Source organism: Pseudoalteromonas sp. Z1A8 (genome assembly GCF_011378855.1).
In the GTDB taxonomy this organism is placed as follows: domain Bacteria; phylum Pseudomonadota; class Gammaproteobacteria; order Enterobacterales; family Alteromonadaceae; genus Pseudoalteromonas.
The window spans coordinates 17,066-34,649 of sequence record NZ_WTLB01000011.1; the positions used below are offsets into that span (position 1 = coordinate 17,066).

A 17,584-nucleotide genomic window follows, 5' to 3' on the forward strand; every position below is an offset into this window, starting at 1 on the left:
GAATGAGGAATGCCCGCTTATATTGCGGCAAACACTGAGGTAACTATGGCTAAATTAAGAAGTGCAACAACAACTGAAGGACGTAAACGCGCAGGCGCAAGAGCATTATGGCGCGCAACAGGTATGACAGACTCTGATTTTGGTAAACCGATTATTGCCGTAGTTAACTCGTTTACACAATTTGTACCTGGGCATGTACACCTTAACCAGCTTAGTGAGCTTATGGGTGAGACTATTAAACAGGCTGGTGGCGTTCCTAAAGAATTTAATACCATTGCGATTGATGATGGGATTGCAATGGGTCACGGCGGCATGCTTTATTCATTGCCTTCGCGCGATTTAATTGCTGACTCGGTTGAGTACATGGTAAATGGCCATTGTGCTGATGCGATGATCTGTATTTCAAACTGCGACAAAATCACCCCAGGGATGATGCTTGCAGCGCTACGTTTAAACATACCGGTAATATTTGTATCGGGCGGTCCAATGGAAGCGGGTAAAACTAAACTTGCTAACATCGACATTAAACTTGATTTAGTTGATGCCATGGTTAAAGGCGCAGATGAATCGGTAAGTGATGCAGATTCAGAGCAAGTAGAGCGATCTGCGTGTCCTACATGTGGTTCGTGCTCAGGTATGTTTACGGCAAACTCAATGAATTGTTTGTTAGAGGCAATAGGTTTAGCACTGCCGGGTAACGGCACAACGCTTGCCACTCATAAAGACCGTAAACAGCTTTATGTTGAAGCGGGTGCTCGTATTGTTGATTTATGTCGTGAGTATTATCAAAAAGATAATCAAGAAGTATTACCACGCGCTATTGCTAACAAAACAGCCTTTATGAATGCAATGGTTGTTGATATTGCAATGGGCGGCTCATCAAATACCGTATTACATTTACTTGCAGCAGCCCAAGAGGCAGGCGTTGATTTTGATATGTCGCACATTGATGCGCTTTCTCGTAAAACACCGTTTTTATGTAAAGTGGCGCCGGCAACACCAGAGTACCATATTGAAGATGTACACCGTGCTGGTGGCATGATGGCAGTTGTACGCGAGCTTGGTAAAGCGGGCTTGGTTGATATGTCAGTGAATCACGTCGCTGGATCAACAATGGCTGAGCTTGTTAAAAAATGGGATGCAACAGACCCGACTAACGAAGTAGCGCGCAAGTTTTATCGTGCGGGTCCTGCGGGTATTCGTACTACTAAAGCCATGAGCCAAGAGTGTCGTTGGGATGAAGGCGATAATGACCGCGTCAATGGTTGTATTCGAAGCGTTGAACATGCTTTTCGCCAAGACGGTGGCTTAGCTGTACTTTCGGGTAACTTAGCCGTTGATGGTTGCGTTGTTAAAAGTGCTGGCGTAGTTGACGAAATGCTACATTTTGAAGGCACCGCCATTGTATACGAATCACAAGATGATTCAGTAGAAGGGATTTTAAATAACGAAGTAAAAGCCGGCGATGTTGTTGTTATTCGTTATGAAGGCCCTAGAGGCGGCCCAGGTATGCAAGAGATGCTTTATCCAACAAGTTATTTAAAATCAAAAGGCCTAGCTGAACAATGTGCGCTTATTACTGATGGTCGCTTTTCGGGTGGTACTTCGGGTTTATCAATTGGCCACGTGTCACCAGAGGCAGCAAGTGGTGGCGCAATTGCTTATGTTGAAAATGGCGATAAAATTATTATTGATATCGCAACACGTGAAATCACATTAGCGCTAAGCGATGAAGAACTTGAGGCACGTAAGCAAAAGCAATTAGCACGCGGAAAAATGGCGTACAAGCCAGTTGATCGTGAGCGCTATGTGTCGTCTGCTTTAAAAGCTTATGCATTACTTGCAACGAGTGCTGATAAAGGCGCAGTGCGCGATTTAGCTAAATTGGAGGCGCTTAGTTAATTATGGTCTCTCAAGAGCTCGATTATTTTCGCGCTATCATTCAAGCAAACATGGAGCCTTTGGCTAAAGTTACTGAGGTCAGCGAAATGGCTGAACTCAGTAAAAAGCTAGGTAACCATGTTTGGTTAAAGCGTGAAGACCAACAGCCCGTGTACTCGTTTAAATTACGCGGTGCGTATAACAAATTAAATAAATTACCTAAAGGCTCGGTGGTTATTACGGCTTCTGCCGGTAATCATGCTCAAGGGGTTGCATTAAGTGCATCTCACTTAGGGCACCAAGCTACTATTGTAATGCCAGTTACAACGCCTGAAATAAAAGTCAGCGCAGTGCGTGCACTTGGCGGAGAGGTGGTATTACATGGGCATCACTTTGATGCTGCAAAAGCACATGCACTTGAGCTTACAGAGCAACGAAAAGGCATATTTGTTCCACCGTTTGATGACCCTGACGTAATTGTTGGTCAAGGCACTGTAGCACGCGAGCTAATGCAGCAATTAAACGAGCTTGATGCTGTGTTTATTCCTGTTGGCGGCGGCGGCTTACTGGCGGGTATGGCGGTTTATATTAAATCTCTGCGCCCTGATATAAAAGTAATTGGTGTAGAAGCCGACGAAAGTGCATGTTTACAAGCAGCGCTTAAAGCAGGTAAACCGGTAGAGCTTGATCGCGTTGGCAGTTTTGCCGATGGCGTAGCGGTTAAAATTATTGGCACCGAAACCTTTCGTTTAGCGCAAAAGTTTTGCGATGAAGTTGTTACAGTAACTAGCGATGAAATATGTGCAGCCATGCAGGATATTTTTGTATCTACGCGCGCAATTGCAGAGCCATCTGGTGCACTTGCAACGGCAGGGCTTAAAAAGTGGAGTCAGCAGTCGGGGTTAAAAGGGTTGCACTTAGCGGCTGTTTTATCGGGTGCTAATTTAAACTTTGATCGCCTGCGTTATGTAGCAGAGCGCACTGCGCTGGGTGAGAAAAACGAAGCGCTATTAGCGGTTACTATTAAAGAAGAAAAAGGCAGTTTTAAACAGTTTTGTGCTTCTTTAGGTGGCCGTGCTATTACTGAATTTAACTACCGTTATGCAGGGCCTGGTGAAGCACAAATATTTGTAGGCATTGCTCTGCGCCAAGGCGAGCAAGAGCTTAATGAGTTAAAGCAAGACTTAACAAATAACGATTATCAATTTTGCGATTTGTCGGATAACGAACTCGCTAAATTACATGTGCGTTATATGGTTGGCGGAAAAGCACCAGAGCAATTACATGAACGTTTATTGCGTTTTGAATTTCCTGAGTATCCGGGTGCGCTTGCACGCTTCTTAGATACTTTAGGCAGCAATTGGAACATTACCTTATTTCATTATCGTAATCACGGTGGTTCGATGGGGAATGTACTGGCAGGTTTTGCTATTGAGCCTAGTCAGTATGAAATGTTTAACGAGCATTTAAATCGCTTAGGTTACAGTGTACAGGATGAAACACAAAACCCGTGTTTTAGCCAATTTTTAACATCAAAACCGCAAGCAGAAAAAACCGAAAAACTCGCCTCAGTATAACCTTTCTTTAAAGGCAGGCACCTAACTAGGGTGCTTGCTTTATCACACGTTTTACATATAGTTACAGGTAATCGTCACACTTTTTGAGGTCACCTAGTTGCTATTAAAAGGATTAGTCATTGGATTGTGCTTTTTTTGTAGCCATATAATGGCGCAAGAATCAGTCACATTACAGCTAAAATGGACACATCAGTTTCAGTTTGCCGGTTACTATATGGCAAAGCAAAAAGGCTTTTATAATGAAGTAGGACTCGATGTAACCATTAAACAAGCTAATCCAATGAAACCTGACACCTTTGGTCCTGTCGCTCGTGGCGAGGCGCAATTTGGCGTAGGACATTCTGGTATTTTACAGCAACGTATTGATGGTCAGCCCTTTGTTGCAATGGCAGCTTTACTGCAGTTTTCTCCTTATTGCTGGATGGTAAAAGATACGTCTGATATTTTTCATCCACGAGATTTTGTCAATAAACGTATCACTGCTGTGAGCAAAAGTGATGGTACCGAGTTACTTGTTATGCTTAAACGCAGCGGTGTAGAAGTGGATAATCTTAAAGTTTACAACGGCGAAAATCCAGGCCAAGCTTGGATTGAAAACAAGCTAGATGCAATGCAAGTATATGTTACTACAGAGCCTTATTATATGACTCAACAAGGCGTAGCTCATCGGCTTGTTTGCCCACAGCGTTATGGTATGGATGTATATAGCGACATTTTATTTACCAGCGAAAACATGCTTAAGCAAAATCCACAAACGGTCGAAAAATTCTACCAAGCGAGCCTAAAAGGTTGGCGCTATGCAATGATGAATATGGATGAAGCCATTGCAGTCACCCAGCAAAACTATGCACCGAGTAAGAGCTTTCATCAGCTCGCCTTTGAGGCTGAAGTACTAAAAAGTTATATAACCCCACCCACTACCAGTTTAGGGCATATGTCGATAGCAAAGTGGCGTTTAATTGCTGACTTATATGGCATACAGCAAAACGAATTTGACGAAGTGAAATCTCACTTTATTTATAAATACCAAGAGCCAGAAAAGATGCAATTATCATGGATGCTTATAGCCGCTATTTTGGTGAGTATTATTTCAATACCTTTGTATTTACGGCTGATTTTTAGCCAAAAATAACTGCTTAATGAGAGCTCACTGAGCTGATATAATTAATTGTCTTTTTATTTTTTAAGCTGTTATGACTTTAGCCGAGCAATTTTTTGCACTTGATTCACTTTTGATGCGCCATCGTCAGTATTGGCAGTGCACCGCATTTGATTTTGACACTATTCCTTGGCCAGAGCTGCAAGGCATACTTAGCGAACTAACTGATGATCAGGTAAGCGTTCTTGATAACGATCAAAATCAGCTATACCAATTTTTTAGCCAACACATAAACCAGCTTGATGAACTTGCTAAGCTATGTGAATTACCTAGCTCTGCACACTCTCGAGCTGATTATCCGTTTTGGATAAGTAACGGCATTAAAGGTCGTAAGTTTGATCAGTTACAAGATTTTGTATCTGCACTACCTACTACTAAGCAACCGGTTTTAGAGTGGTGTGCGGGTAAAGGGCACTTAGGGCGAATGCTTGCTTTTAATGGCGCAAGTGATGTGCATAGTATTGAACTGCAACAAAGCTTATGCGAGCAAGGACAAAAAAGTGTACAGCAACAAGGCTTGGCAATGCACTTTAGCCAAGCAGATGTATTAAAGGATGATATTACTCAATTTTTTAATACTGATATGCATGCTGTAGCGCTCCACGCATGTGGCGGTTTACATCAAACATTTATGCGCCAAGCAAGTTTGGCAAAAGTACAACAAATTAGCTTTTCACCTTGTTGCTATCACTTATTTACGACTAATAAGTACCTTGCAATGAGTGAGGTTGCAAACCAAAGTGAGCTTAACCTAACGCATCGCGATTTAAAGCTCGCCTTGCAAGAAACCGTTACAGCGCCTTCTCGTCTGGAAAAAGTACGTAAAACAGAACTTGAATGGCGACTTGGTTTTGATGCACTTAGAAAATCGATTACTGGCGAGCAATATTATGTAAGCGTACCTTCGGTTAACAAAGCTATATTCTCAGATTCGTTTAAATCATTTTGTGCATGGGCTGCGGACAAAAAGGCAATAAACCTACCTCAAGATACTGATTATAATAAATATTTAGAGGTTGGGGTTGCTCGAAAAAAAATAACTGACAGAGTTGAACTGGTTCGACATGTGTTCAGAAGAGCAATTGAAGTTTGGCTTGTGCTCGATCGTGCTTTATATTTGCAACAGCAAGGCTATCAAGTAAGCGTTAAAACGTTTTGTGAAAAGCAGTTAACGCCTCGTAATATATTGATTCTCGCTAATATCCATTAAATTTCCGTCCTCGACTTAATAAGAGATGCAATGAGAAAGTTAAAAAATTTATTCGATAACAATAAACGTTGGGCTGCTCGCACAAGTGAAGCTGATCCTGAGTTTTTTAGAATTTTATCTATGCAACAAAATCCAGAGTATTTATGGATAGGTTGTTCAGACTCTCGTGTACCTGCTAATCAAATAGTTGATTTATTACCAGGCGAATTATTTGTACATCGTAACGTTGCTAACGTGGTTGTACACACTGACCATAACTGTTTGTCGGTTATGCAGTACGCTGTAGAGGTTTTAAAAGTAAAGCATATCATGGTAGTTGGTCACTATGGTTGTGGTGGCGTACAAGCTGTTTTAAACAATGCAAAATTTGGCTTTATTGATAACTGGCTACGCCATGTAGGTGATGTAAAAGAAAAGCACCTTGAGCAACTTGATGCAATGCCAGAAAGCGAACGTTTAAGCCGCCTTATTGAGCTAAATGTAATTGAGCAAGTACGTAATGTATGCCGTACTAACATTGTGCAAGATGCGTGGGAACGCGGCCAAGAGTTAAGCGTTCATGGTTGGGTTTATGGTTTAGAGAACGGCCATCTTCATGATTTAGAATCTGTAGTAACGTGCGCGAGTGAAGAAACGCAAAGCTACAAAAAAGCAGTGCAGCACGTACTTAAAAAAGTGGGCGAAAATAAATAAATTTATGACTAAAACGGCGATATTAATAGGTGTTACAGGTTTGGTTGGTAACGAGTTGCTACATAAGCTACTTAATAGCGATCGTTATACCAAAGTGGTTACGTTAAGTCGTCGGGCTTTGTCTATTACACACGCAAAGCTAGTTAATCACGTTATTGATTTTGAAAAATTAACTCAATACGTTGAGCTTTTTAAAGGCGACGTATTGTTTTCGTGTTTGGGCACAACCCGTAAACGCGCGGGCTCTACACAAGCTCAGCGTAAAGTAGATTTTGATTATCAGTTTATAGCAGCGCAGTTAGCGGCATGTAATGGTGTTACGCATTACTGCTTAGTGTCATCAAGCGGGGCGAACACGCACAGTAATAGTGCTTATTTAAAAATGAAGGGTGAGCTTGAGCAACATATTAAAGCACTCCCTTTTGGTAAAATAAGTATTTTACAACCGTCTTTATTATTAGGTGATCGTGAGCAATTTAGAGTGGCAGAAAAGATAGGCAGTATTATTTTTCCAGTTATTACACGATTTGCGTTTTTAAAGCGTTACAAACCAATAACTGGCGAGCAAGTTGCACAAAAAATGCTGAGTGTGAGCGCAGAGCAACAGGCTAAGTTATCTTATTATGTACTAGATGAGTTATTTGAATAAATCCAGCTCAAAATTACATAGTAAAAAGGCAGCTTAAGCTGCCTTTTTTGTACACTAAATTAATACCAATTTTATTAAAAAAATAATCATTCTAGCGTATTAAATAACTCACTAACTACGTTAAAAATTATTTATATAGAACAACTATGTACCATAATTTTAGCCTTGTTATTGAGCTATTTTCTTATCGCTATAATAGAACACTAATTTAATGCAATTGGTATAATTATTCAGTGTCAGTTTTAGCGCTGAGTTGTTGCTCAAGCAATGCAACTTTAGCTTCAAGGTCAGTCAGTTTTTCACGAGTACGAATAAGTACTTGGCTTTGCACATCAAATTCTTCACGGCTCACAAAGTCCATCTCAGCAAGCTTGTTTTGTAAAACTTGCTTTGTTTTACCTTCGAGTGTGTCTGCTAGGTTTTTTACACCTTGTGGCATATTGCTAGTAATTTGCTTAGCAATTTCTTCAAGTTTTGCTGGGTTGATCATATTTGTCCCTTCGATGCGGCCTAAAATAATAATAACTAATATTACCTTATACCTATGGTATTTAACACATGATCATCTTTACCTTAATTAATTAAGGCAATTGCTATGCTCGCTGTAATGGTTACGTTAAAATTACGCGTCTTTTAAATTTCTTTGGTCGTTATGAAACTCAATCCTAAACAAGATGAAGCCGTAAAATATATTAGTGGTCCATGCTTAGTACTCGCTGGCGCAGGCTCTGGTAAAACCCGTGTTATTACTAATAAAATCGCTTATTTGGTAAAAAAATGTGAGTACAAAGCGCGAAATATAGCTGCCGTTACCTTCACCAATAAAGCTGCTAAAGAAATGCGTGAACGAGTACTGCAAACACTTGGTAAACAAGACGCTAAAGGGTTATGGGTATCAACGTTTCATACACTCGGTTTAGAAATAATAAAAAAAGAGTTAAGCACATTAGGATTTAAACCCGGCTTTTCGTTATTTGATGATCAAGATACCAATCAGCTTCTTAGTGAGCTGACCGAAGATGAACTAAAAAAAGACAAAGACTTACTCAAACTACTTAAAATGGAAATTGGTAGTTGGAAAAACGAATTAGTACTGCCAGAGCAAGCAATACGCGAAGCCCGCGATGCGCAAAAGGCGTTGTTTGCACAGCTTTATGCTCGTTATCAAAATCAGCTGCGCGCTTATAACGCATTGGATTTTGATGATTTAATTATGATCCCTACTTTGCTACTTACTAATAACGCAACGTCGCGTGAGCGCTGGCAGCAGCGCTTTAAATATTTGCTGGTGGATGAGTATCAAGATACCAACACCAGTCAATATCAACTTGTTAAATTACTCGTTGGTGAGCGTGCCCGTTTTACTGTGGTAGGTGATGACGACCAATCAATTTATTCTTGGCGTGGTGCTCGCCCACAAAACTTAGTGTTGTTAGGTAAAGACTACCCAGGGCTTAGGCTAATAAAGCTTGAGCAAAACTACCGAAGTGCAGGGCGAATACTAAAAGCCGCTAATATTTTGATAGCAAATAACCCGCATGATATTGAGAAAAAGCTATTCAGTGAACTTGGTTACGGTGAGCCAATTAAAGTAATAGGGTGCCGCGACGAAGAACATGAATCTGAGCGCGTAGTTGCCGAGATAATTTCCCATAAGTTTATGAAGCGAACTAGCTATAAAGACTACGCTATTTTATATCGTGGTAATCACCAAGCTCGTGGCTTTGAAAAATCACTAATGAGTAACCGTATCCCCTATAAAATTAGTGGCGGTATGTCATTTTTTGCTCGCTCAGAAATTAAAGATATTATGGCGTATTTGCGCTTGTTAGTTAATCAAGACGATGACAATGCATTTTTACGTATCGTAAATACACCACGCCGCGAAATAGGCACGGTTACACTTGAAAAGCTGGGTACGCTGGCTAACGAAAAACACGCGAGCTTGTTTGCGACCTGTTTTGATAACGATTTAGGCTACAGACTAAAAGGGCGTGGCTTTAATGCGCTTGCTGGGTTTGCACGCTGGGTTGTTGAGCTATCTGATAACGCAGTACGCGGTGATACGCTTGAAGCTGTTAAAGACTTAGTGCGTAATATTAATTACGAGGCATATTTGTACGAGTCGTCACCGAGTGCTAAAGCCGCTGAAATGCGTATGAAAAACGTTTCTGAATTGTATCGCTGGATCACCGATATGTTGACCGGTGATGCCGACAACGAACCAATGACATTGGCTGAGGTTGTTAGCAAACTAACCCTTCGCGATATGCTTGAGCGTAACGAAGAAGAGGATGAAACCGATGCGGTGCACTTATCAACACTGCATGCATCAAAGGGCTTAGAGTACCCATACGTATTTATGGTAGGTATGGAGGAGGGCTTACTTCCGCATCAGGTAAGTATTGATGAAGATAATGTAGATGAAGAACGCCGCTTAGCTTATGTTGGTATTACTCGTGCACAGCAGGAGTTAACACTTACTTATGCAAAAATACGTCGTCAATTTGGTGAAACTTCACAAACAGAGCTAAGCCGATTTGTACAAGAGTTACCGCAGGACGATCTCGCGTTTGAAAACAAAAAAGCGCCAAATACGCAAGCAGAGCGAATGGAAAAAGGCCAAGCACGAGTCGCTAATCTTCGCGCTATGTTTAAAAAGCCTGAGTAATACCTCAGGCTGATTTTATAAAGACTGAGTTGCTTGTATTTCAGGTAACTCAGCGCACACTAAAGCGTGTTGTTTCCCCACAAAAAAAGCCAAGCCATGCTTGTCTAGCAAAGCCCTAAAATTAAGTATTGATGGGCCTTTAGCAATGACTTTCATTGCTTTAAGTTTTGTAATGGCTAGTACACCTTGTAGCTGAAAATCGTAACTTTCTTGTTGTAAAATACGTTTACTAAAGGTCGAGCTAAGTAGCAGATAATCAAAGTTAATATCGGTTAGTAAATTCAGCTCGCATCTGTCTTTAGCAAAATTATTTAAACCAATTGAATAGCCTAGTTGCGGTAGCTTTTTGAGGTTTTCTATTTGTGTTGCACTTGCATGGCGAATTTCTTGTTCATCAAATAGTAAACAGAGCTGGCTTTGTCCTTGTTGTTTATTTAGCGTATCTGTAAATAAAACAAATTCGTGCTCTTCGAGTAGCAAACCAGAGCAAGGAACCAGCGCCATAGTTACATTTGCAGTAATTGCTTGTGCATAAGCGCGTTGTAATAGTTGTAACTCCACTTGCAGGTGCTGCTCTTTATCTGATGCAAACTTTTTCAAAATATCAAAGCTAGTAAAGCCAAGTATTGGGTGCTCACCAAATGCTTCAAATAAAGATTCAGACTGATGTTGCTCATCAAGCGTAATTATTTCTGAGCTTCTAAAACTCATAGGGAGTATATCAAGATGATGTTGTGCTTTTAGAGCCTGCGCAGGTATTGATTGTGTTAGTAGCGGATGAAATAGCTCGTAGCGATTTTTTCCTGAATTTTTAGCGTGATACATTGCGGCATCAGCATCACGAATAATTTCATCCGTATGCATATAGCCTTTCTTTGAATAGGTTATCCCTATACTTGCACCACTTTGTAAATACTCCCCTTTAAGGCAAAAAGGCTTTTCCATTAAGTCGATAATACGATTAGCAACATCTTCTGCTTGTTGAGGCTCAGTTAAATGCGTTAATAAAATTACAAACTCATCGCCACCTAGGCGTGCCAGTAAATCATGCTCGCGTATACACTGGGCAAATAATTCACTCACGTTAATCAAAAACTGATCGCCAGCATGGTGACCAAGCTGGTCATTAATATCTTTAAATTTATCTAAATCGATAAACAAAACAGCAAAGTGATGTTCAGGAAAACGCTGATAATGTTGTAGCGTTTTTTCAAGCTGAGTTAAAAATAGGCTGCGATTAGGTAAGCTAGTAAGAGAGTCATGATGTGCATCATGATAAAGCTGCTGCTCTATTTTTTTACGCTCATCTATTTGCATTTGTAAATGCAGATTAGTTTGACGCAACTCTTTGGTTTTTTCGTTTACTCTAAATTCAAGTTCTTGATGGCTTTTTGCAATCGCTTGATTAGCGAGTTTGGTTTGTAATACAGCTGCAATTTGATGCGATACAAAGGTCATTAATTCGCAATCATCTTGGCTAAAAATATGTTTGTTATCGTAAGCTTGGCAAACAAGAAGGCCTATAACACCTTGAGCTGTTTTAAGTGGAGCGCCTAGCCAACTAGTGGCCATTTGCTCTTTAGGCACAGGGGCTGAGCGCTGTACTACACCATTTTCTATCAATTCTTTTGCTCTATACGGGTGTATAAGCTGTGTTTCTTCTGTGCTTATTACCAGCTCACTATAGCCTTTAGCAAAGCGCCTGGGTTGTGTGTTTTCTTTAAATTCATCAACGCAATAGGGGAAGCTAATCCAACCAGATTCTTTATCATAAAGTGCAATATATAAGTTTTCTGCGTAGGTAATTGTTTTTATTATTTGATGTATCTTAAAGTAAGCATCTTCAAGGTTTTTAGCTTGCGTTGCTATTTCAGATATTTTAAACAGAATCTGCTGGCGTTGAAGCGCACGTTTACGCTGCTCTATTTCAAGATTTAACGCGTCGTTACTTTGAGTGAGTGCTCGGGTACGAATTTTAACTTCTGACTCAAGGAGCTCTCGTTTTTTTACACGCTCTATTGCAGTCGCTAAGTAAAGCGACATAAACTCAAGTAATTGTATTTGTTGTGAGCTATAGCTTTGTTTTGTATCGTAACTTTGCGCTGCTAATACACCAATAATGTTATGTTCTTGGTAAACTGGTACACCTACCCAATGCTCTGCTGGAGTGCCTAATGCTTTAAATAAGCCTTCTGCTGCAGCATTTTGCATTTGTTTTTTGGTAAAGCATGTTGTTTTACCTTGCTTAAATACATAACCAGTGGCGCCTTCATCAAAGCTATTTGATTGATTAAGAGCAACAGCAATACCGTCTTTCTCATCTGAAAAGTAAGAAAGCTCTAACGATTGACTATGTTGATTTAACAGCACCACGTAAAAGCTTTTACTCGGTACATACTTTTGTAAAATATCGTGGATGGCAGGATATAATAGGGTTAGCTCGGCAACAGTACTAGCTTGCTCTGATAATTGGATCAGGGCATTTTGCAAATGATGTGATTGTTTGTATTTTTCGAGTAGCGTTTTAAGACGTTTATTTTGATACGCTAATTTACTCGATACGGGGTGTTTATCTTCCAATGATCTAACCGGCTATTTTTATTGTATAGTTATTAGCCTTATAATTTCACTTTTAGTGCTTATCGTCAAGTTGATATTCCTACTAAAATAGCGGCCATAAGCACTATTCTATGCATTAAAAAAGGCTTACCGAAGTAAACCTTTTTTGTGTATTTCAATTGTACTTATTTAGATGTCATGAAATCGATAGCAGCGCTAATTTCATCGTCAGAACAATCCATACAAGTACCTTTTGGAGGCATGGCATTAAAGCCATTTAGTGCATGCTCAAGTAAAGTGTCTTTACCTTTTGCAATGCGCGGAGCCCAATCGTCAGCCGATTTAGGCGCGCCTAGTGCACCAGTACCGTGACATGCAAAACATGCACCTTGATACACTTGCTCACCAGAACGAGGGCCTGTAGGCGCCGCTGCAACAGCAGCTTTATCGCCTTCAAGGTATACAGCACCAACCGGCGCGAGACGTGCTTTAATTGCATCTTCAGTCATAGAGTTATCATATGGCTGTGCGTATGCGGTGGTTGCTAGCATTAATAATGCTGCAGCTGTTAATTTTTTCATTTTGCCTTGCTCACTTCGATTTGAACGTGATCAATCACGATTAAAGATGACGGAAATTAAACCGATTATAACTCTCTGAGCCAATTTATAAAATGCTAAGAGGCGTTTTTATTAATAAAACTGACTACTTTTTGCGTTAACGCAATAAAAATTAATTATTTACTGACTTTTGTTAAGCAATTTAATAAGCGCAATCAGTTAGATAATTAACTTTTTGGAGCTTAAAACTATAATCAGTGTATTGATAATACGCTACTAACGAGCTTTGCGATCCCCGCATCCGCATCAAGAATCGATTCTGCCAACATGTAAGCTGGTGTGGTAACTAGCTTATTTGCTTCATCAATAACTATATCATTTACTGCGCAGTTTATATGTTTAGCGCCTAATGCGTTAAGTGCTTGTGCTGTATCTGCATCGTTGCCAATAGTAAGTACGGCGTTATCATAAATAAACGGGATCAAAGCGGGTGCAATACACATATAACCAGCAGGCTTATTTGCTTTTGCGAATGACTTACAAGCATTGAGTACATCTTCATTAATATTTGCTTGTGCGCCTTTAATTGCAAAGTCGCATAAGTTTTTTGCCGCACCAAAACCGCCAGGTACAATTAATGCGTCAAACTGAGTTACGTCTAGTTCAATTAAGGATTTAATGTCACCTCGTGCAATACGAGCCGCTTCGGTTAATACATTGCGTTTATCAGGCATTACTTCGCCTGTTAAATGGTTAATGGTATGAAGTTGTTCAATATTCGGTGCAAAACACTGATAAGTCGCGTCATTTTTGGCTATGTGTAATAAAGTTAAAATTACTTCATTTATTTCACTACCATCGTATACACCACAACCTGCTAATATTACCGCTACGTTTTTCATGCTTTTGTGCCCCTAAAGTCTTTTTTATAAGTCTATCGGATGAAGTTTAACATGCTCAAAATTTCTCGCGAAAATAAATTTACAGTACACGAATCATTCGCTGTGCAAGTTGTATTGCGGTTTATGCCATTTGCGATCACTTTGCCTATAAAAAAATTATAAAGGATCGCTATGATCTTCGATCCATTGTGCTAGAATACTCCTCCGGTTATTTAAATGGACGCGAATAATCAAAGTGAATAACAACACAAGCAGTCGTTAGAAAACCTTTTTCCACATTGGTTTAAAATAATAAAAAAAGAACCTCGTATTATCTTTTTTAAATTAAAACATACAGTTAAAGTATTTTCTAGGCATTTTAAAATGCTTTGGAAGAATAGCTCGTGGCTGTTATCTACACACTTATCCACAGCTTGCTCTAGTTTTAATAACACGATAAGCAGTAATTCACTGTCGTTTTATGAACTACCTTATGGCATGCTTATAATTACCTTAATTTTTTGTATTTAGGATCCAAATTCACCATGGCTCAGATCCCCGAAAACCCACTTATTTTAGTTGATGGCTCGTCATATTTATTTCGTGCTTATCATTCTCCGCCGCATTTAACTAATTCTAAAGGTGAGGCTACGGGCGCTATTTATGGCGTGATCAACATGCTTAAAAGCTTGATCAGACAATACGATCCCTCACATATGGTGGTTATATTTGATGCTAAAGGCAAAACGTTCCGTAACGATATGTATAGCGAATATAAGGCAAATCGTCCGCCAATGCCGGATGACTTGCGCACTCAAATAGCACCAATTCACAGTATTATCAAAGCGATGGGCTTTCCGCTAATTAGTATCGAAGGCGTTGAAGCTGATGATGTTATTGGTACATTTGCACGTATAGCGTCAGAACAAAAGCGACATGTACTCGTCTCTACCGGCGATAAAGATATGGCGCAGCTTGTTAATGAACACGTTACGTTAATAAACACGATGACCGACAGTATTTCAGATCCCCTTACTGTGGTTGAAAAGTTTGGTGTAGGCCCAGAGCTTATTATTGATTACCTTGCGCTCATGGGCGACAAGGTTGATAACATCCCGGGTGTAGAAGGCTGTGGCCCTAAAACTGCAGTTAAATGGTTAGAAAAGTATGGCTCGCTTCAAGGTGTAATGGATCATGCCAGTGAGATTAAAGGTAAAATAGGTGAAAAGTTAGCAATTGCGCTCGATCATCTGCCTTTGAGCTACGAACTTGCGACAATTAAGTGTGATGTTGAAGTCGAATCTGATCTTGATACATTCAAACTACAAGAGCCTAACAAAGACGAATTAATTGCATTATATGGTGAGTGCGAATTCCGTCGTTGGTTAGCTGAGTTACTTGATAACCCTAAAGATGCAGAAACACACCTAGCGGTACCTACCGAAGCGACAGAATTACCAAAAGTAGAAGACACTCATTACGAAACTATTTTAACTGAGGCGCAATTTGATACGCTGATCAATCAATTAAACAGTGCTGATCTATTTGCATTTGATACAGAAACAACCAGCCTTGATTACATGAAAGCGCAATTAGTGGGTATGAGCTTTGCTGTCAAAACGGGTGAAGCTGCGTATTTACCGGTAGCGCATGACTACCCCGGTGCGCCTGATCAATTAAGCCTTGAATTTGTAATGCAAAAGCTGGGTCCAATTTTGGCAGATGAAAACAAAGCTAAAGTAGGGCAAAACCTTAAATATGATAAAAGCGTATTAGCGAATGCAGGCTTTGCGTTAAATGGTATTAAGTTTGACACCATGCTTGAGTCGTACGTATTTAATAGTGTGGGCACACGTCACGATATGGACTCGCTAGCACTTAAATACCTAGGTCATAAAAATATTAGCTTTGAAGATATTGCTGGCAAAGGTAAAAAGCAACTTACCTTTAACCAAATTGAACTTGAAAAAGCAGCGCCTTACGCCGCAGAAGACGCCGATATTACGTTGCGTTTACACGAAGTACTTTGGCCAAAAATAGCAGCGGATGAAAAACTAAAATCGGTGTTTTTAGATATAGAAATGCCACTTATTAGTGTGATTTCTGATATTGAACGCACCGGTGTTGCAATAGATAGCAATATGCTTGCAGCGCATAGCCAACGCTTAGGTGAGCGTTTAATTGAGCTTGAAAAAGAAGCGTTTGAAATAGCAGGCGAACCATTTAATTTAAGTTCTCCAAAACAACTACAGGTATTGTTGTTTGAAAAGCTTGGGCTGCCAATTATCAAAAAAACGCCAAAAGGTGCACCTTCTACCGCAGAAGAAGTACTGCAAGAGCTTGCGCATGATTATCCGCTACCTAAAGTAATTATAGAGCATCGTGGTTTATCAAAGCTTAAATCAACGTATACCGATAAGTTACCATTAATGGTGAACGAGAAAACACAGCGCGTGCATACCTCTTACCATCAGGCAATTACAGCAACAGGGCGCTTAAGCTCAACCGATCCTAACTTACAAAATATTCCTATTCGCTCAGAAGAAGGGCGTCGTATTCGTGAAGCATTTATAGCCGCAGATGGTTACAAAATTGTCGCTGCCGATTATAGCCAAATCGAGCTGCGTATTATGGCGCATCTTTCACAAGATAAAGGCCTATTAAATGCCTTTGCTAACGGCTTAGATGTGCATAGTGCAACTGCTGCTGAAGTATTTGGTGTAGAGCTTGATGATGTAACCACCGACATGCGCCGTAAAGCGAAAGCAGTAAACTTTGGCTTAATTTACGGTATGTCGGCATTTGGTTTAGCACGTCAACTAGATGTGCCACGCCATGAAGCGCAGCATTATATAGATAAATATTTTGAGCGTTTTCCAGGTGTACTAGAGTACATGGAAACAACACGCGAAAAAGCAGCTGAAAATGGCTACGTTGAAACTATTTTTGGACGTCGTTTGCATTTGCCAGAAATAAACGCACGTAATGGTGCGCGCAGAAAAGGAGCCGAACGTGCTGCTATTAACGCGCCAATGCAAGGTACTGCCGCTGATATTATTAAAAAGGCAATGCTGAGCGTCAATCGCTGGGTACACGAACAAGCACCAAATACGATTAAGTTACTTATGCAAGTACACGATGAATTAGTATTTGAAATTAAAACAGACTGCGCAGAGCAATACACAAAACATATTTGTGAGCTGATGTCGCAAGCTGCTGCGCTTGATGTACCACTTATAGTTGAAGCCGATGAAGGCGACAACTGGGAACAAGCCCATTAATGCAATTTGAGCATTTTAATAAAAGCGCCTTTTGGCGCTTTTTTTATGTTTAATAAAAATGGCGAATAACAGCTATTTAATTTGCTACATGCAAGCTTTAGTTAAAATAAGGTTAATTTAAGCAACTATTTGTATTAAATAGTTATATGTTCGTCAATTCGAGCTGTTTTACAGGAATATGATTGTATTTTAATGCGTGCTTTTGTTAAAGTCCCGCCTGTCCTATCCTGTAGGACATCCTGTTGATGATGCATCTGAAAGGGTGCAACAAATTGATAGCTTCTCCCCAGTTTGCTATACCGGCCTACCAACTTGTTTGGTGGGCCGTTTTTTATTCTATCTTTGAAAATTCTACTATATTGATGCTTTTTGTTGTGCTATTCATTCGTCACTTTGTGGTGGTTTGGGTACATTGCAGGTGATACCATCAAAGCGCTATTATTTTTCATTTTTATTATTTTTC

At 40.1% G+C, this 17,584-nt stretch carries 12 protein-coding genes; 8 read left to right on the forward strand and 4 right to left on the reverse strand.

Annotated features, from left to right (window positions below; all coding sequences use genetic code 11):
* Positions 1–45: 45 nt before the first annotated feature.
* From ilvD to GQR55_RS06230, 6 genes are all read left to right on the forward strand, one after another.
* Positions 46–1,902, forward strand: coding sequence for a dihydroxy-acid dehydratase (gene ilvD / locus GQR55_RS06205; RefSeq protein WP_166419891.1), 1,857 nt, complete (start codon positions 46–48; stop codon positions 1,900–1,902).
* 2 nt (positions 1,903–1,904) lie between these two features.
* Positions 1,905–3,458 carry a threonine ammonia-lyase, biosynthetic gene (ilvA, locus tag GQR55_RS06210; RefSeq protein WP_166419892.1) on the forward strand — a complete coding sequence of 518 codons (1,554 nt, stop codon included), beginning with the start codon at positions 1,905–1,907 and terminating at the stop codon, positions 3,456–3,458.
* A gap of 148 nt (positions 3,459–3,606) precedes the next feature.
* Positions 3,607–4,590, forward strand: a complete 984-nt coding sequence (locus tag GQR55_RS06215) for an ABC transporter substrate-binding protein (RefSeq protein ID WP_166419893.1) — start codon at positions 3,607–3,609, stop codon at positions 4,588–4,590.
* Positions 4,591–4,651: 61 nt separating this feature from the next.
* Positions 4,652–5,827 carry a methyltransferase gene (locus GQR55_RS06220; RefSeq protein WP_166419894.1) on the forward strand — a complete coding sequence of 392 codons (1,176 nt, stop codon included), beginning with the start codon at positions 4,652–4,654 and terminating at the stop codon, positions 5,825–5,827.
* Positions 5,828–5,857: 30 nt separating this feature from the next.
* Positions 5,858–6,520: a carbonate dehydratase gene (gene can / locus GQR55_RS06225; protein ID WP_166419895.1), complete on the forward strand. Its 663-nt coding sequence runs from the start codon at positions 5,858–5,860 to the stop codon at positions 6,518–6,520.
* A gap of 4 nt (positions 6,521–6,524) precedes the next feature.
* Complete coding sequence (locus GQR55_RS06230; RefSeq protein WP_166419896.1) at positions 6,525–7,169, forward strand: NAD(P)H-binding protein; 645 nt, start codon at positions 6,525–6,527, stop codon at positions 7,167–7,169.
* Between the two features lie 226 nt (positions 7,170–7,395).
* On the opposite strand, the gene GQR55_RS06235 is transcribed toward GQR55_RS06230, so the two are convergent.
* Positions 7,396–7,659 (reverse strand): accessory factor UbiK family protein, encoded by a 264-nt coding sequence (locus GQR55_RS06235; protein WP_166419897.1) that lies wholly within the window; start codon positions 7,657–7,659, stop codon positions 7,396–7,398.
* 162 nt (positions 7,660–7,821) lie between these two features.
* Here GQR55_RS06235 and rep point away from each other — a divergent pair, with 162 nt between their 5' ends.
* Positions 7,822–9,840, forward strand: coding sequence for a DNA helicase Rep (gene rep, locus GQR55_RS06240; protein ID WP_024605304.1), 2,019 nt, complete (start codon positions 7,822–7,824; stop codon positions 9,838–9,840).
* Positions 9,841–9,855: 15 nt separating this feature from the next.
* Here the strand turns inward: rep and GQR55_RS06245 are convergent, their stop codons facing one another.
* From GQR55_RS06245 to elbB, 3 genes are all read right to left on the reverse strand, one after another.
* The gene (locus tag GQR55_RS06245) at positions 9,856–12,420 is read right to left on the reverse strand and encodes a diguanylate cyclase (protein WP_166419898.1); all 2,565 of its coding nucleotides are present in this window, start codon (positions 12,418–12,420) and stop codon (positions 9,856–9,858) included.
* Between the two features lie 164 nt (positions 12,421–12,584).
* Positions 12,585–12,980, reverse strand: coding sequence for a cytochrome c5 family protein (locus GQR55_RS06250; protein ID WP_149593319.1), 396 nt, complete (start codon positions 12,978–12,980; stop codon positions 12,585–12,587).
* Between the two features lie 233 nt (positions 12,981–13,213).
* Positions 13,214–13,861: an isoprenoid biosynthesis glyoxalase ElbB gene (gene elbB / locus GQR55_RS06255; protein WP_166419899.1), complete on the reverse strand. Its 648-nt coding sequence runs from the start codon at positions 13,859–13,861 to the stop codon at positions 13,214–13,216.
* A 524-nt stretch (positions 13,862–14,385) separates the two neighbouring features.
* Between elbB and polA the strand changes: the two genes are divergently transcribed.
* Positions 14,386–17,121 carry a DNA polymerase I gene (polA, locus tag GQR55_RS06260; RefSeq protein ID WP_166419900.1) on the forward strand — a complete coding sequence of 912 codons (2,736 nt, stop codon included), beginning with the start codon at positions 14,386–14,388 and terminating at the stop codon, positions 17,119–17,121.
* The last annotated feature ends 463 nt before the right edge of the window (positions 17,122–17,584 follow it).

Excerpts from the sequence above, each read along its gene's own strand:
- ilvD (WP_166419891.1), top strand. The coding sequence starts at position 46 with ATGGCTAAATTAAGAAGTGCAACAACAACTGAAGGACGTAAACGCGCA.
- ilvA (WP_166419892.1), top strand. The coding sequence starts at position 1,905 with ATGGTCTCTCAAGAGCTCGATTATTTTCGCGCTATCATTCAAGCAAAC.
- GQR55_RS06215 (WP_166419893.1), top strand. The coding sequence starts at position 3,607 with ATGGCGCAAGAATCAGTCACATTACAGCTAAAATGGACACATCAGTTT.
- GQR55_RS06220 (WP_166419894.1), top strand. The coding sequence starts at position 4,652 with ATGACTTTAGCCGAGCAATTTTTTGCACTTGATTCACTTTTGATGCGC.
- can (WP_166419895.1), top strand. The coding sequence starts at position 5,858 with ATGAGAAAGTTAAAAAATTTATTCGATAACAATAAACGTTGGGCTGCT.
- GQR55_RS06230 (WP_166419896.1), top strand. The coding sequence starts at position 6,525 with ATGACTAAAACGGCGATATTAATAGGTGTTACAGGTTTGGTTGGTAAC.
- GQR55_RS06235 (WP_166419897.1), bottom strand. The coding sequence starts at position 7,659 with ATGATCAACCCAGCAAAACTTGAAGAAATTGCTAAGCAAATTACTAGC.
- rep (WP_024605304.1), top strand. The coding sequence starts at position 7,822 with ATGAAACTCAATCCTAAACAAGATGAAGCCGTAAAATATATTAGTGGT.
- GQR55_RS06250 (WP_149593319.1), bottom strand. The coding sequence starts at position 12,980 with ATGAAAAAATTAACAGCTGCAGCATTATTAATGCTAGCAACCACCGCA.
- elbB (WP_166419899.1), bottom strand. The coding sequence starts at position 13,861 with ATGAAAAACGTAGCGGTAATATTAGCAGGTTGTGGTGTATACGATGGT.
- polA (WP_166419900.1), top strand. The coding sequence starts at position 14,386 with ATGGCTCAGATCCCCGAAAACCCACTTATTTTAGTTGATGGCTCGTCA.